This window comes from Pseudomonas sp. WS 5079, from assembly GCF_012985465.1.
Lineage (GTDB): Bacteria > Pseudomonadota > Gammaproteobacteria > Pseudomonadales > Pseudomonadaceae > Aquipseudomonas.
In genome coordinates this window covers 13,336-28,900 of sequence record NZ_JAAQWN010000001.1, presented here as the reverse complement: position 1 = coordinate 28,900, position 15,565 = coordinate 13,336, and the positions used below count along the sequence as shown (strand labels likewise).

At 62.7% G+C, this 15,565-nt stretch carries 16 protein-coding genes; 9 read left to right on the top strand and 7 right to left on the bottom strand.

Translation table 11 applies throughout. The features are described 5' to 3' along the window. Positions 1 to 64 precede the first annotated feature (64 nt). From HBO05_RS00150 to HBO05_RS00140, 3 genes are all read left to right on the top strand, one after another. Positions 65 to 1,081, top strand: coding sequence for a DNA topoisomerase IB (locus HBO05_RS00150; RefSeq protein ID WP_169955820.1), 1,017 nt, complete (start codon positions 65 to 67; stop codon positions 1,079 to 1,081). Between the two features lie 167 nt (positions 1,082 to 1,248). Then, positions 1,249 to 2,883: an ABC-F family ATP-binding cassette domain-containing protein gene (locus HBO05_RS00145; protein WP_172311119.1), complete on the top strand. Its 1,635-nt coding sequence runs from the start codon at positions 1,249 to 1,251 to the stop codon at positions 2,881 to 2,883. Between the two features lie 80 nt (positions 2,884 to 2,963). Continuing rightward, a complete protein-coding gene (locus HBO05_RS00140) occupies positions 2,964 to 3,668 on the top strand; it encodes a YoaK family protein (protein ID WP_172311117.1) in 705 nt (234 codons plus the stop codon). 137 nt (positions 3,669 to 3,805) lie between these two features. Here the strand turns inward: HBO05_RS00140 and HBO05_RS00135 are convergent, their stop codons facing one another. From HBO05_RS00135 to HBO05_RS00115, 5 genes are all read right to left on the bottom strand, one after another. Next, the gene (locus HBO05_RS00135; protein ID WP_170041544.1) at positions 3,806 to 4,159 is read right to left on the bottom strand and encodes a hypothetical protein; all 354 of its coding nucleotides are present in this window, start codon (positions 4,157 to 4,159) and stop codon (positions 3,806 to 3,808) included. A 39-nt stretch (positions 4,160 to 4,198) separates the two neighbouring features. Then, positions 4,199 to 4,510, bottom strand: a complete 312-nt coding sequence (locus tag HBO05_RS00130; protein ID WP_169955816.1) for an AzlD domain-containing protein — start codon at positions 4,508 to 4,510, stop codon at positions 4,199 to 4,201. Continuing rightward, complete coding sequence (locus HBO05_RS00125) at positions 4,507 to 5,202, bottom strand: AzlC family ABC transporter permease (RefSeq protein ID WP_057440118.1); 696 nt, start codon at positions 5,200 to 5,202, stop codon at positions 4,507 to 4,509. The genes HBO05_RS00130 and HBO05_RS00125 overlap by 4 nt, the downstream gene beginning before the upstream one ends. A 114-nt stretch (positions 5,203 to 5,316) precedes the next feature. Continuing rightward, positions 5,317 to 6,012 carry an alpha/beta hydrolase gene (locus HBO05_RS00120; protein ID WP_169955815.1) on the bottom strand — a complete coding sequence of 232 codons (696 nt, stop codon included), beginning with the start codon at positions 6,010 to 6,012 and terminating at the stop codon, positions 5,317 to 5,319. 116 nt (positions 6,013 to 6,128) lie between these two features. After that, positions 6,129 to 6,344: a hypothetical protein gene (locus HBO05_RS00115; protein ID WP_003212603.1), complete on the bottom strand. Its 216-nt coding sequence runs from the start codon at positions 6,342 to 6,344 to the stop codon at positions 6,129 to 6,131. 139 nt (positions 6,345 to 6,483) lie between these two features. Here HBO05_RS00115 and HBO05_RS00110 point away from each other — a divergent pair, with 139 nt between their 5' ends. From HBO05_RS00110 to HBO05_RS00085, 6 genes are all read left to right on the top strand, one after another. Further along, positions 6,484 to 7,767, top strand: coding sequence for an arsenic transporter (locus tag HBO05_RS00110; RefSeq protein ID WP_172311115.1), 1,284 nt, complete (start codon positions 6,484 to 6,486; stop codon positions 7,765 to 7,767). Positions 7,768 to 7,809: 42 nt separating this feature from the next. Then, complete coding sequence (locus tag HBO05_RS00105; protein ID WP_170058053.1) at positions 7,810 to 8,637, top strand: AraC family transcriptional regulator; 828 nt, start codon at positions 7,810 to 7,812, stop codon at positions 8,635 to 8,637. 38 nt (positions 8,638 to 8,675) lie between these two features. Further along, positions 8,676 to 9,287 carry a LysE family transporter gene (locus HBO05_RS00100; protein ID WP_169955812.1) on the top strand — a complete coding sequence of 204 codons (612 nt, stop codon included), beginning with the start codon at positions 8,676 to 8,678 and terminating at the stop codon, positions 9,285 to 9,287. A gap of 309 nt (positions 9,288 to 9,596) precedes the next feature. Further along, positions 9,597 to 9,881 (top strand): hypothetical protein, encoded by a 285-nt coding sequence (locus tag HBO05_RS00095; RefSeq protein ID WP_170058051.1) that lies wholly within the window; start codon positions 9,597 to 9,599, stop codon positions 9,879 to 9,881. A gap of 207 nt (positions 9,882 to 10,088) precedes the next feature. Further along, positions 10,089 to 12,803, top strand: coding sequence for a magnesium-translocating P-type ATPase (gene mgtA, locus HBO05_RS00090; protein ID WP_172311113.1), 2,715 nt, complete (start codon positions 10,089 to 10,091; stop codon positions 12,801 to 12,803). A 16-nt stretch (positions 12,804 to 12,819) separates the two neighbouring features. Next, a complete protein-coding gene (locus tag HBO05_RS00085) occupies positions 12,820 to 13,548 on the top strand; it encodes a hypothetical protein (RefSeq protein WP_172311111.1) in 729 nt (242 codons plus the stop codon). Between the two features lie 385 nt (positions 13,549 to 13,933). Here HBO05_RS00085 and HBO05_RS00080 read toward each other — a convergent pair whose 3' ends face one another. Both HBO05_RS00080 and gspK read right to left on the bottom strand, forming a co-directional pair. Continuing rightward, a complete protein-coding gene (locus HBO05_RS00080; protein WP_172311109.1) occupies positions 13,934 to 14,074 on the bottom strand; it encodes a hypothetical protein in 141 nt (46 codons plus the stop codon). Between the two features lie 525 nt (positions 14,075 to 14,599). Further along, positions 14,600 to 15,565 (bottom strand): type II secretion system minor pseudopilin GspK, encoded by a 966-nt coding sequence (gene gspK / locus HBO05_RS00075; protein WP_169955808.1) that lies wholly within the window; start codon positions 15,563 to 15,565, stop codon positions 14,600 to 14,602.

Below are 15,565 nucleotides of genomic sequence, written 5' to 3'. Positions count from 1 at the left end.
ACGCACGGCCCGGTGCTGCGGTCAATCAGGCATACCGGCCTGATTTGTTGCCAAGGACTCTGCCATGCCCGACTCCACCCTGCCCGTCGACCTGCCCCGTGACCTGCACTACGTTGACGACAGTCAGCCGGGCCTGAGCCGCCGTAAACTGCGGGGCAAGTTCCAGTACTTCCAGAGCGACGGCCAACGCATCAGCGACGCCGACGAAATCCAGCGCATCAACGCCCTGGCCATCCCGCCGGCCTATACCGATGTGTGGATCTGCGCCGACCCCAAGGGCCATCTACAGGCCACCGGCCGCGATGCCCGCGGCCGCAAGCAATACCGTTATCACCCACGCTGGCGTGAAGTGCGCGACAGCGACAAGTATTCGCGCCTGCAGCAGTTCGGCAACGCGCTGCCCAAATTGCGCAAGCAGCTACAAGCGCAAATCGATGCGCCGGGTTTCAACCGCGAGAAGGTCCTGGCCACCGTCGTGCTGTTGCTCGATGCCACGCTGATCCGCGTCGGCAACAGCCAATACGCCCGCGATAACCGCTCCTATGGCCTGACCACCCTGCGTACCCGCCACGTGGATATCAAGGGCAGCGAAATCCAGTTCCAGTTCCGTGGCAAGAGCGGCGTCGAGCACCAGGTCAGTATCAAGGACCGGCGCCTGGCCACCGTGCTCAAGCGCTGCCTGGAGTTGCCGGGGCAGAACCTGTTCCAGTACCTGGACGAGAACGGCGAGCGGCATACCGTCAGCTCCACCGACGTCAACGCCTACCTGCACAGCCTCACCGGCGCCGACTTTACCGCCAAGGACTACCGCACCTGGGCCGGCAGTGCCCTGGCCCTGGCCGTGTTGCGCGAACTGGCATGGCAACCGGAGTCGGATGCAAAAAGGCATGTGGTGGAGATGGTCAAGAATGTCGCCCGGCAACTGGGCAATACCCCGGCGGTGTGCCGCAAATGCTACATCCACCCGGCCGTGCTGGAGCACTTCAGCCTGGGCGGCCTGGCGAAACTGCCCCGGCCCAGGGTGCGCAAGGGCTTGAAAGCCGAAGAAGTGGGGTTGGCGATGTTTCTTGAGCAACTGTAGGCACTGACGCCACCGATGTAGGAAAAATGACTGAACTGCGCTAGGCTACCAATCCCTCCCGACTGCAGGACGACCGCCGACGTGAACAACTAAGCCTTCCAACATGTAAACGCAACGAGCCGCCTGGCGCGCTTGTTGGCTTGTGCCACATTGTTCTGGAGGTGCTGATGACTGACGTCAACCGGCTGCCTGTACTTGTTTCCTTGCATCACCTGGGTTTTCAGTTCGCCGATGGCGAGACTTTGCTGGAAGACCTCAACCTGTCCATCGATTGCACCCCGACCGGGATTGTCGGCCGTAATGGCATGGGCAAGAGTGTGTTGGCGCGCCTGCTGGCCGGCGTGCTTGAGCCATCCCATGGGGTTATCAAATCCTCGGCGCGTGTCGCCTATGTCCCACAAAGCATTGAGCTGTTACCGGGGCAGACTGTGGCCCAGGTCTGCGGTTGCGCGCCTATTCTGGCGGCACTTGAGCGCCTGGCCGCGGGCCGCGCGCAGGCCGACGACCTGGAACTGATCGATGATCGCTGGGACCTGGCCGAACGCCTGCGCCAGGCCCTGGACGGCGCCGGTCTGGCCGAGATCGACCCCGATCAGCCCGCCGGCCAACTCAGCGGTGGGCAACTGGCCAGGATCGCCCTGATTGGTGGCCTGCTGGGCGCGCCGCAGTTGCTGATCCTCGACGAACCCACCAACCACCTCGACAGTGCCGGCCGCGATTGGCTGCTGGCGACCCTCGGCGCCTGGCGCGGCGGCCTGGTGGTGGTCAGCCACGACCGACGCCTGCTCAATACCCTGGGGCGGATCATCGAACTGTCGCCCCTCGGGGCCCGGCTCTATGGCGGCAACTACGATGACTATCGGGCGCAGCGTGATGCCGAGCAACAGGCCGCTCAGGCCGCCCTGGAACATGCCCGGCTGGATCGGCGGCGCGAGCACCAGCGCCTGAAAAAGGCTATCGACAGTTTCCAGCGCCAAGCCGCCAGTGCCCGTAAACATGCAGAGACCGCCAATGTCGATGCCTTCACCAAATCCCGCTGGAAAGGCGCCGCCAATGAAATCGTCAGCAACGTGCGCAGCGCCCATGTGCAGCACAAGCAGGCCCTGAACGAACGCGTGCGCACGGCCCACGAACGGGTGGTGGACGAAACGCCGACCTTCCTTGCCTTGCCCGGCACACCCCTGCCGGCTGGCCGCCAAGTGCTAACCCTGATCGACTGCCAGTTGCCCTGGCTCGATCCCCGCGCGCCGAGCACCCTGATCAACGCGAGCCTGTGCGGGCCGGTCCGGGTTGCGGTCCACGGGCCCAATGGCTGCGGCAAGTCCACCCTGCTCAAGCTGCTGGCGGGGCATTGGCAACCTGTCAGCGGCGCATGCACGGTTCATGTACCCAGCGCCTATCTCGACCAGCACTTGACCCTGCTCGATGACCAGCAGTCGATCGTCGAACAACTGAAATTGATGGACACGCCACTGGCCGAAGCCGAACTGCGCACCCGTCTGGCGCTGTTGCAACTGGATGCATGGCGCGTCACCCAGCCCATCGGCCAGCTCAGCGGTGGCGAGCGCTTGAAGGCTGCCATGGCGATTGCCTTGTGGCGCAAGGTTCCCGCGCAATTGCTGCTCCTGGATGAGCCGACCAACCATCTGGACCTGGAGTCGGTGATGGCCTTCGAACAGGCTTTACAGGGATTTACCGGGGCGCTGATTGCGGTCTCCCATGACGCAGCGTTTCTCAAGGCACTGGCGCCGACTCACGTTCTGAGCTGGGACGTCATGGGCTGGCGCTTGGAAGTGAACTGAAGGATGTGCCAAGTCATTGCAGTCAACCGGAAAGCGTCCTACGGTAGTGGCCGGATAATCTCATAGAGGAACCTCTCGCCGTGCTGCCCTCTTCCCCTAAACCCATGGTCAATACCGCCCTGCAGCACCAGCACAAATGGCGGGGGCGCATCGGCCTGACGCTGGTGGCCAGCCTTTCGGTGCTGGCCGGCATGACCGACGCCATCGGTTTCATGGCCAGTGGCGATTTTGTCTCGTTCATGAGCGGCAACACCACGCGGCTGGCGGTGGCAATCAGTGAGGGTGACCTGGGGCTGACCGGGCGCCTCACCCTGTTGGTGGCAACGTTTATCCTGGGCAATGCGCTGGGGGTGATCATCAGCCGCGTGAGCAAGCGCCATGCGCTGCCGTTGTTGCTGTGTATTGCCACACTGTTGTGCGGCGCCGCGGCGTGGCCGATGGCCGAGCAGTTGCCGGCAGTACTGGCTGCGATCATTGCCATGGGCATGCTCAATGCGGCGGTGGAACAGGTCAATGGCTTGCCCGTGGGGCTGACTTACGTGACCGGCGCGTTGTCGCGTTTCGGTCGCGGCCTGGGGCGCTGGATACTGGGGGAGCGCCGCAATGGCTGGCGCGTGCAGTTGATTCCCTGGGCCGGGATGTTTGTCGGCGCGGTGATCGGTGCTGTGCTGGAGCACCAGATGGGGATCCGGGCACTGTTGGTCAGCGGCCTGCTGTCGGCGCTGCTGGGCCTGGTGTCGCTGAAGATTCCGCGGCGCTGGCACCTGGGCTATATGCCACGTTGAAAAGGTGCTTGCCCGACATTTAGGCCTCGACATCCATGTACTGGTAAAGAGCCATCATGTCGGGCAAGCGCTGGCATTTTAAGACAAAGCCGGCGCAGTGTCCGCTGGGCATTTCTGAAGATTTCTAAAGAAACAACCTACAGGCAGGTCGCCAAGGCGGCCAGACGGCGCTTGGCGGCCCAATTGTCCTGCACCGCGTAGTAACTGACCGTGGTGCTGGTACCGGCGCTGCGCACATCGACAAAGTAGTCACCGCCCGTGGTGTACACCGTATGGCCACCGCCTTGCGCAGGCTCCATGAAGCCGCCGGCGTCGACGCCGAATACCGCCTCGTCCTGCCAGCCAAACTGGATGCATTGGGCTACGACCAGGGCCGCCTTATCAGACGCCAGGGTTTTATAGGGCGCGCCAGCGCGTGCGTCTTTCATCTTCGAACCTGCGCAACCGGCCAGCGCCGCCAGGACCAACGCACCTATCACCACCTTCCGCATGCCATCGCTTCCTTGAAAAAAACGCGACTGTACCACTGCCTACAACAACCAGCGAAACAGATAGAACAGCGCCATGCTCAACAGCACCGTGGTCAACACGCTGCGGGTCCAGAACATCAGGGCCACCGCACAGATCCCGGCCAGCAGGTAGGGGTTGGTGGGGCTCAGGTTGAGCTTGTGCTCGGCGAGGAAAATGATCGGCCCGCAAATCGCCGTCAACATGCCGGGTACCGCGAACCCGAGAAACTCCCGGGCGCCACGGTTCAGGCGCACCGGCAAGCGCGGTTCAAGAAACAGATAACGGTTGAAAAACACCGCCAGGCCCATGCCGATAATCATCACAAAAATCATCGCTGCCCCACTCCCAAGCGTTTGCAGGCATACCCTGCGCTCATCCCCAACAACCCCGACACCACCACCGCCGACTCCCAGTGCCAGTAGCTGAGCAGCACCGAAAACAGCAGGGCCACTGCCACGCACACCACCGTCGGCACATCACGCACAACCGGGGTGATCAAGGCGATGAAGGTCGCGGCGATGGAGAACTCCAGGCCCAGTTGATCGAGGTTGGGGATGCTCTTGCCGAGCACGATGCCGGCCAGGGTGAACAGGTTCCAGGCCACGTAGAACGTCAGGCCCACGCCCAGGGCATACCAGCGGTTGAAGGTCTGGCGGTCGTATTGGCTGACCAGGGCGAAGAATTCGTCGGTCAGCAAAAAGCCCAGGCTCATGCGCCAGCGCGCCGGCAAGGGCGACAGGGTGCTACGCATATGCATGCCATACAGCAAGTGCTGGGAGGTCAGCAGCAAGGTGGTGAGCAAAATGGCGATCAGGCTCGCGCCGCTCTTGACCATGCCAATCGCCACCAACTGTGCGGCACCGGCAAACACAATGGCCGACAGGCCCTGGCTTTCCAGCGGGGTGAATTGAGCGTCAATCGCCAGGGAACCGGCGAGCAGGCCCCACGGGGCGCACGCCAACGACAGGGGAATAATCGCAATCGCGCCACGGGCGAAGGCGTAATGCGGCAAGGCAGTAGGCATGGACAACAGGCTCATCGACAGACAGTCGGCAAGCATGGCAGCGCCAAACAGGATTGTCTTGAACGATCTTGCAGGCAACACCCCGACGCCAGGAAGGAATGTTGCCTGCCTGATTTATGGCTGCAGGGCCGTGGCGGCCTTGTCGATAAATGCCGCCACTTCGCCTGCCCTGGAGGCCAGCGAGGCGTGACTGGCGTCCAGCGTGAGAATCTCCCGGGGCTTGATGCGCTCGGCCATGCGTACCTGGTTATCGGGGTGAATCATGTGGTCCTGGGTGGACACCTGATACCACGACGGCTTGTTCTTCCAGGCCGGATTGCTCACTTCATCGCCAAAGGTACTGGCCAGGGGCGCCTTCTGCGTAATTCCCAGCACGTCGCCCTCTGACTGCGGCAAGTCCTGGCAGAAGCTCTCATGGAACAACTCGGGCTTGACCCACAGGTAGCCATCGCTGTCCGGCACCAGGTTGGCGGCGGCCTCGGGCAGGTGTTGCTGGGTGATTGCGCCCGGACTTTCCCCCGCATCCGGGGCAAACGCGGCAATAAACACCAGGCCCTGGACGTTGGGCTCGTTGCCTGCCTGGGAAATGACCGCGCCCCCATAGGAATGCCCGACCAACAACACCGGCCCCTTGACCTGGGCCACCATCTTGCGTGTGCGTTCGGCGTCGTCGGCCAATGAAGTCAGGGGAATTTCCACCGCGTGCAAGTCGCGATAGCCCTTTTTCTGCAGTTCGACGATCACTCGGCTCCAATGGGCTGCGCCGCCCCAAAAGCCGTGTACCAGGACAATTGCCGGTTTTTCACTCATTCGATGACTTCCTGTGGATTGAGCATGGGGTCTTGCGGACAACCGCGACCATGCCCAGTGTCAGCGCAGCCGGCTCGATCGTCACCCCCCAATCGCCGAACGGCTACGTGCCATTATCAGGCCAGCTTGACCGACACCCGCTCTACCGCATCCCGGGCCTCACGCAGTTCATGGGCATCCTGGTTAAGGCGGTGAATGGTGTTGAGCAGGCGCTGACGCAGCACTTCATCGCTGAGTTTTTCGACGGCGCGCATCAAGTCAAAAGCCGCGGTTTCGTTGTTGTCCGCGACAGAATCGAGGGTCTTGCGCAGGTTGCGAGTGGCACGGGTCACACCGTTACTTCCTTTATCACCAATGGCGGGCACTTTAGGACAGTTGTGTTTCATTTTAATTTCAACCACTTGGCACAGAACCTCGGTACCTTGTCACAGGTCAATCAAACGTCGAATCCCCCCCACAGAGAATGCCTTGATGCTTGCTGCCCTCGCCATCTTCCTGTTCACCATTGTCCTGGTCATCTGGCAACCCAAGGGTCTTGGCGTAGGCTGGAGTGCAACCATGGGCGCGATCCTCGCCCTGGCCTGTGGCGTGATCAGCCTGGCGGATATCCCGGTGGTGTGGCAGATCATCTGGAACGCCACCGGCACCTTCGTCGCCCTGATCATCATCAGCCTGATCCTCGACGAGGCCGGCTTTTTTGCCTGGGCCGCGTTGCATGTGGCGCGCTGGGGACGGGGCCGGGGCCGCCGGCTGTTTGCCTATATGGTGTTGCTGGGGGCGCTGGTCTCGGCGCTGTTCGCCAATGACGGGGCGGCCCTGATCCTCACGCCGATTGTCATGTCGATGCTCCTGGCCCTGCGCTTCTCACCCGCTGCTACCCTGGCCTTCGTGATGGGTGCAGGGTTTATCGCCGACACCGCCAGCCTGCCGCTGGTGGTCTCCAACCTGGTGAATATCGTTTCGGCAGACTATTTCAACATCGGCTTCAACCAGTACGCAGCGGTGATGGTGCCGGTCAACCTGGTCAGCGTCGCCGCGACCCTGGCGGTGCTGCTGTGGTTCTTCCGGCGCGATATCCCGCACAGTTATGACCCCGCCGACCTGCCCGAGCCGGCCAGCGCGATTCATGACCCGGCAACCTTCCACGCTGCCTGGTGGGTGCTGGGCATTCTGCTGGTCGGCTGCTTTGCCCTCGAGCCCCTGGGCATTCCCATCAGTGCCATCTCGGCCGCCTGCGCCCTGCTCCTGCTGGTGATCGCCGCCAAAGGCCACAAGATCTCCACGCGCAAGGTACTCAAGGAAGCGCCCTGGCAGATCGTGATTTTTTCCCTGGGCATGTACCTGGTGGTGTACGGCCTGCGCAATGCCGGGCTGACCACGTACCTGGCCACCTGGCTCGACGCCTTCGCCAATTACGGCGTGTGGGGCGCCGCCCTGGGCACCGGCTTGCTGACGGCGCTGCTGTCTTCGGTGATGAACAACCTGCCGACGGTGCTGATCGGCGCGCTGTCGATCGAGACCAGCCATGCCGCTGGCGTGGTCAAGGAGGCAATGATCTACGCCAATGTGATCGGCAGCGACCTGGGGCCTAAAATCACGCCCATTGGGAGCCTGGCAACCTTGCTCTGGCTGCATATCCTGGCGCGCAAGGGCATCCGGATCACCTGGGGCTATTACTTCAAGGTCGGCATCGTGCTGACGCTGCCGGTGCTGCTGGTCACCCTGGCCGCGCTGGCCCTGCGCCTGAGTATCTAAACAGGTATGCTTTGCCGCACCCGCCGCCACTGAGCCCACCCCATGAGTTCCCCGCACCACGCCTGGCTGGGCCATTACGAAATCAGCAGCACCACCTGCAGCGGCCTGACGTTTGCCCGCCATAGCCACGACGAATGCGTGATTGGCGTCAACCTGGTGGGCGCCGAACAGGTGTGGCTGGACCGCCGCACTTTCGAGGCCGGGCCCGGCAGTATCACCCTGTACAACCCTGGCCAGATCCAGGGCGGCGGTGCGGCCGAGGGGGCGCCCTGGCACTTTGTCAGCCTGTACGCCGGTGCCGATCGCCTGGCCGACGACCTGGGGCTGGCGCACCTGGAGTTTGATCGCGCGCTGTGTTTTGCCCCTGCCCTGGCGGCGCAACTGGCGCACGCCGCCAAGGGCGCGCTGAGCGCCGACCCGCTGCTGCGGGGGCTGAACGAAGATGCCCTGGTGGTGCTGCTGGGCGAGGTGGTCAAGCTCAGTGGTGTGCGCCTGCCGGGTGGCGCCAGCGCCGGGTCACGGCTCGTCGCCCAGGCCCAGGAGTTACTCGCCGCGCAGTTGCATCAGGGTGTGGCACTGGACGCCCTGGGTGACGAGTTGGGCCTGTCGAAATTCCACGTACTGCGCACCTTCCAGAAAGAAACCGGCCTGAGCCCCCGCCAGTGGGCCATGCAACTGCGTACCCGCCGCGCGAAAGGCTTGCTGCGCAGCGGCCTGAGCGCCGCCGAGGTTGCCCATGACCTGGGCTTTGCCGACCAGAGCCATCTCAACCGGCACTTCCGTGCGGCGTACGGGATTACCCCTGGCCGCTATCAGAGCGCAATCTGGTCCAAGACCCCTGCGTGCCCCCAGCCTCAGACTGACCTGTAGGAGCCGGCTTGCCGGCGATGGCATTTATGGGGATGGCGATGTTGACGATCTTTTTTTGCGCACTGGTATTCGGCTTTGTGTTTTGCCTGTCCCCTGGCGCGGTGCTGGCGGAAACCCTGCGCCGCGGCCTGTTGCATGGGTTCACCCCAGCGCTGCTGGTGCAAATAGGCTCGCTGGTGGGCGATGCGACCTGGGCGGTAATCGGCCTGACCGGCATGGCCCTGCTGATCCAGCACGAAGCGGTACGTGTGCCGCTGACCGCCGTTTGCGCGCTGTACCTGGCCTGGCTCGGCCTGCGCAGCCTGCAAGATGCCTGGCAGTTGCCGCAACCCGACAGCGCACCGCCCAGCACCGGGCGCAATGCGCTGATGGTGGGGGCCGCCATCTCGTTGGCCAACCCCAAGAACATCGTGTATTGGGGCGCCCTGGGCAGTGCCTTGTCAGGCATCGTCGGCGCCACGCCGAGTCATGGCCAGACCCTGGTGTTCTTCGCCGGTTTTATGCTGGCCTCGATCCTGTCGTGTTTTTTGATTGCAGGCTTGGTCAATGTCTTGCGAAAGAACGCCTCGGCAACTTGGCAGCGGGTCAGCCATGGTGCCTGCGGCTTAGTACTGATTTATCTCGCATTATTGGCCGCATACAGTCTATGAACTTATATAGCCAATCAGGCCAATCTGAATAAAGTCTGAACGAACAACAAACAAGTTCATTACAGATTGACATCCCCTGCCTGCCTGAGTAAATTGCCCGTGCCTGCAACTAGGGCCTTTTTTTCAACCTCACAAAAGAAGCCAATGGACACAGTATCTAGTCGCTGTCCGCTCCCCGTGAATACAGGGGTCGGGCGCCAAACCCAGAGTAATGACGGGACTCGCCTTCCAGGCCGGGTAAGCTGCGCTAGAGCTTGATGCTCCAACGTAACTGCCTTGAGCCGGCGCAGTCCGGTCCCGAGGTGTGTTATGAATTTCCAGACCCTTGTTCTACCTGATGTACGCACGCTGGCCTCAGCCCTGCGTGCCAAGCTGTGCCGTGCTTCCATGGGCGTTGCCCCGGTGCGCCTGGCCTTGGCTTCCCCCTCCCCGCGTATCAATGTGCAACACCTGCAGGCGCACTGGCGCCTGTGCCCCACCACCGGCCATCTGGTCCAGCATTGGGACCATGCCGACCCTCAAGATCCGCAGAGACGGAACGTTTCCAGCCGGCTTGCCCAAGTGCGCCTGAGCCTGAGCGCGCGCGCGGCATAAGCCGACTGGAAACAGCAACTTCCTGATTATTGGTCAATTAATTAACTGGCGTTCCTTGCGAACTAAGCCAGCCGTAGTTTTCTGCGCGCCCGTTAATTAACTCGCCTCGTTAAAGTTATTAGACCCGATCGCAAAAACTGCGACTCGGCGTGCCTGTGTTCGCCTGCCTGACGGCAAGTAACGGGTATGTCGACAGGAGTAAAAATCATGAGCGCCGTAAAAACCACGCAACTTGCAAACAAAAACAGCACCGCCCACGACAGCAAATTGTCGATGCGTGCCGCCCGCGAAGCGCAAAACGGCCTGGCAGCGACCCTGGCCAATGTCCGGGCGACCAAGGACGGCCTGACCGAACTGGATGCCAGCGCCCGCCTGCAACGCGAAGGCTATAACGAGGTGGCCCACGACAAGCCGCCCCACGCGGTGGTGCAGTTCCTCCAGGCCCTGAACAACCCGTTTATCTACGTACTGCTGACCCTTGCAGTGATCAGCTTTGTCACCGACTACTGGCTGCCGCTGCGCGCCGGTGAAGAAGTGGACCTGACCAAGGTCATTATCATCATGACCATGGTCGCCCTGAGCAGCCTGCTGCGCTTCTGGCAGGAACACCGCTCGGCAAAATCCGCCGAAGCCCTCAAGGCCATGGTACGCACCACCGCCACCGTGCTGCGCCGCGAGCAGGTCGGCGCCAAGCCCACCCTGCGTGAAGTGCCGATGCGTGAACTGGTGGCCGGCGATATCGTGCAACTGTCGGCCGGCGACATGATCCCGGCCGACATCCGCCTGATCGAGTCCCGCGACCTGTTTATCAGCCAGGCCGTGCTGACCGGCGAAGCCTTGCCGGTAGAAAAGTACGACACCCTGGGCGACGTCACGCAAAAATCCGCCACGCTTCAAGCGCCAGACCAGAGCAACCTGCTGGACCTGCCCAACATCTGCTTCATGGGTACCAACGTGGTCAGCGGCCGCGCCCAGGCGGTGGTCGTGGCGACCGGGCCGCGTACCTATTTCGGTTCGCTGGCCAAGGCCATCGTCGGCTCCCGGGTGCAAACCGCCTTTGACCGTGGGGTGAACAGCGTCAGCTGGCTGCTGATCCGCTTCATGCTGGTGATGGTGCCCATCGTGTTTTTCCTCAACGGCTTTACCAAGGGCGATTGGGGCGACGCGTTCCTGTTTGCCCTGGCGGTGGCCGTGGGGCTGACCCCGGAAATGCTGCCGATGATCGTCAGCGCCAACCTGGCCAAGGGTGCGAATGCCATGGCCAAGCGCAAAGTGGTGGTCAAGCGCCTCAACGCGATCCAGAACTTCGGTTCGATGGACGTGTTGTGCACCGACAAGACCGGCACCCTGACCCAGGACAAAATCATCCTCGAGCACCACGTCAACGCCTTCGGCCAGCGGGACGACCAGGTGCTGTCCCTGGCCTGGCTCAACAGCCATCACCAAAGCGGCATGAAGAACCTGATGGATCAGGCGGTGCTCGCGTTCTCCCAGCACAACCCCAAGTTCCAGGTGCCGTTTGCCTACAGCAAGGTCGATGAACTGCCCTTCGACTTTGTGCGCCGGCGCCTGTCGATTGTGGTCAAGGACAGCCACGGCGATCACCTGCTGGTGTGCAAGGGCGCCGTGGAAGAAATGCTCGGCATTGCCACCCATGTGATGGAAGGCGCTAGCGCCCTGGCCCTGGACGAGGGTCGTCGCCAGGAATTGCTGCGCACCGCCAACGAGTTCAACGAGGACGGTTTCCGCGTGCTGGTGGTGGCCACCCGCAATATTCCCAAGGCCCTGGCGCGCCAGCAGTACACTCCCGCCGACGAACGCAACCTGGTGATCCACGGTTTCCTGACCTTCCTCGATCCGCCGAAGGAAACCGCCGGCCCGGCGATTGCCGCGCTGCAAGAGATCGGGGTCGCGGTCAAAGTGCTGACCGGCGATAACGCCGTGGTCACCCACACCATCTGCCGCCAGGTCGGCCTGGAACCCGGCGAGCCACTGCTGGGTGTGGACATCGAAGCCATGGACGATGCCACCCTCAAGCAGCAGGTCGAACAACGCACGGTGTTCGCCAAGCTGACCCCGCTGCAAAAGTCCCGGGTGCTCAAGGCCTTGCAGTCCAATGGTCACACCGTGGGCTTCCTCGGCGACGGCATCAACGATGCACCCGCCCTGCGCGATGCCGACGTCGGCATCTCGGTGGACAGCGCGACTGATATTGCCAAGGAATCGGCCGACATCATCCTCCTGGAAAAGAGCCTGATGGTCCTCGAAGAAGGTGTGCTTAAAGGTCGCGAGACCTTCGGCAATATCATGAAGTACCTGAACATGACGGCCAGCTCCAACTTCGGCAACGTGTTCTCGGTGCTGGTGGCCAGTGCGTTCATCCCTTTCATGCCGATGCTGGCGATCCACCTGCTCCTGCAAAACCTGATGTACGACATCTCCCAACTGGCCCTGCCGTGGGACAAGATGGACAAGGAATACCTGGCCAAGCCACGCAAGTGGGACGCGCAGAACATCGGGCGCTTCATGATCTGGATCGGACCGACCTCGTCGATCTTTGACATCACCACCTTTGCCCTGATGTGGTACGTGTTCTCGGCCAATAGTGTGGAAATGCAGACCCTGTTCCAGTCCGGTTGGTTCGTCGAGGGGCTGCTCTCCCAGACCCTGGTGGTGCACATGCTGCGCACCCGCAAGATCCCGTTCTTCCAGAGCACCGCCGCCTGGCCGGTGTTGCTGATGACCAGCCTGGTCATCGCCCTGGGGATCTATGTGCCCTTCTCGCCCCTGGGCACGATCGTGGGCTTGCAGCCGTTGCCGTGGGCGTACTTCCCTTGGCTGGTCGGCACCTTGCTCGCCTACTGCTGCGTGGCACAACTGATGAAGACGATCTACATCCGCCGCTTCAAGCAGTGGTACTGAGCCGGAGCATAATCCCATGCACAAACACACCTTCCTGGCTGCCTTCGAGTGGCTGCCGGCGTCGCGGCAACGAGCGCTGCGCCGCAACCTGGTCTTTATCGGCGCGACCCTGGCCGTTGGCCTGGTGTCCAAGGCGTTCGCCGCAGGCGGTTCCTACGTGGTCGATGATGGCGCCATCAACGCCCCCGGCGAATGCAATGTCGACGCCGGCTACACCCGTTCAACACAGCGCACCACGTTCTCTACAGCCTGTACGTCGAGGGCATTGCCCAACCTGCAATGGGGCACGGCCCTCGAGGATGACCCTGAGCAGACCCAACTCAGCCCGCAACTCAAGGGTTCATTGTGGGCCTGGCAGGATGCGGGCGTGGAGATCGCCTGGGCGGCGGCGGCGCATATCGCGCTGGACCGCCGGCATCCGTTCGACGGCGCCGACCTGGGCCTGCCGCTGACCTGGCAAGCGTTCGAGACACTGAGCTTGAACCTCAATGCCGGCTGGGCCCATGCCTATGACAATGGCGAACAAAACCACCGACTGACCTGGGGCACAGGCCTGGAATACCGCTTGGCGGACTCATTGACGCTATTGGCAGAACGCTACGGCCAGCAAGGCGGCGACCAGGCCTGGCAAGCCGGGCCGCGAGTGCATCTGGGTCAGCAAGTGGATGTGGACCTGGTGGTCGGGCACAACCTGACCGGGGATCGCGACCGCTGGCTGACGACGGGGGCTACCCTGCGGTTCTGAAACACCGGAGGGAAATCAATGTAGGAGCTGTCGAGCCCCAGCGAGGCGGCGATGGCGGCGGTATGGCTGGCATTGATGTTGGCTGAGCCACCGCTTTCGCCGCCTCGCTAAAGCTCGACAGCTCCTACAGGGTTCATCGGGGTTTGCGGGTTCTGCGGATCCTCGACGCTGGCGACCTACAGCGAACACGTCATGCCAGCCGGGCAAAAAATAATGTAGGAGCTGTCGAGCCCCGGCGAGGCTGCGATGGCGGCGGCATGGCTGGCATTGATGTTGGCTGAGCCACCGCTATCGCAGCCTCGCGAAGGCTCGACAGCTCCTACAGGGTTCATCGGGATTTGCGGGATCTGCGGATCCTTGACGCTGGCGGCCTACAGCGAACACGTCATGCCAGCTGGGCAAAAATAATGTAGGAGCTGTCGAGCCCCGGCGAGGCGGCGATGGCGGCGGTATGGCTGGCATTGATGTTGGCTGAGCCACCGCTATCGCCGCCTCGCTGGGGCTCGACAGCTCCTACAGGGTTCATCGGGGTTTGCGGGATCTGCGGATCCTTGACGCTGGCGGCCTACAGCGACCACGCCATGCCAGCTGGGCAAAAATAATGTAGGAGCTGTCGAGCCCCGGCGAGGCGGCGATGGCGGCGGTATGGCTGGCATTGATGTTGGCTGGGCCACCGCTATCGCAGCCTCGCTAAAGCTCGACAGCTCCTACAGGGTTCATCGGGATTTGCGGGATCTGCGGACCCTTGACGCTGGCGACCTACAGCGAACACGTCATGCCAGCCGGGCAAAAAATAATGTAGGAGCTGTCGAGCCCCAGCGAGGCTGCGATGGCGACGGTATGGCTGGCATTGATGTTGGCTGGGCCACCGCTATCGCCGCCTCGCTAAAGCTCGACAGCTCCTACAGGGTTTGTGCTGCACTCAAAATCTACAACCGGGCAGATCCATGGGGGAGCTTGCCTGCGACAGCGGTCTACCAGCCGGCAAAAATGGTAACTGCACCACCGTCATCGCGGGCAAGCCAACGCTTACACTGCCTGGGCTATCGCGCTATAACGGCAAAGGCTCCCGCGAGCGCAGTAACATGCCCTGCGCCGGCACTCGCGCATGCCATTTCACCACGCCCTGCGCTTCGACACGGTACTGGCTGCGAAACCGCTGGCCATCCAGGTCGATGTCCAGTTGCAGCAGGAAGTGGTCACCATTGAGCTGCAGACCTTCGCTCAAACGCTCAAACATCGCGTCATCCATCGCCCCCAGCGCCTGGCGCAGTTCGCCTGCATCGCGATAGCCCCCCGCCGGGCGGGCGCTGACCAGGCGGGTCAGCACCGAACGCGACACTTCGCCCTCGTACAACGCATCCAGCAGCGGCAGCATTTCCAGGTTCAGCGCATTGGCGTTCAGGCGCCAGCCGGCGGTCTCGTCCAGGCTGCATAACTGCGGGTAGCGCAACGCCCGCAGTGGGTCGGGCAGCGCCAGCAGGTTCAGCTCGCTGATATCGCGCATGCGTTGATTGGCCGCCAGGCGCGGTGGCGACTGGCGCAGGTATTCGTTGCTTTCGGCACCTTGCAGGCGGGTCTGCTGGTCGGCGTCGAGCCAGTCGGCCAGGGTCTGGGCCAGGCGTTCGGCGGCCATGTCCGCCCCCAGCAAATGCACCAATTGACGCTGGGCACGCTCGGCTTCAGGGCCGATCAGCGCGTTGACGTTGAAGCAGGTGTGCAGGTCGCGAATCTGAATGCTCGCCTTGCCCCCCTTGAAGTCATAAGCCAGCGGCTGCCCGCGCATGGCCTGCCAGAACAACGGGCTGGCGCGCCACAACGGGTCTTGCAGGGCCTGCTCGGTAAAGGCCAGCGCCGCCCGCTCGATCGCCCGCGCCTGCACGCGCTGCTGCACCAGACGCACGCTGTCGACCTGCTGGCGCCCCTGCTCGACCATCCAGGCCATGCCGCCCGCCAGCATCGCCAGGGCCACCAGCACCATCAACAACGCCGCCCCCTGCTGCCGATTTCTGTCCAT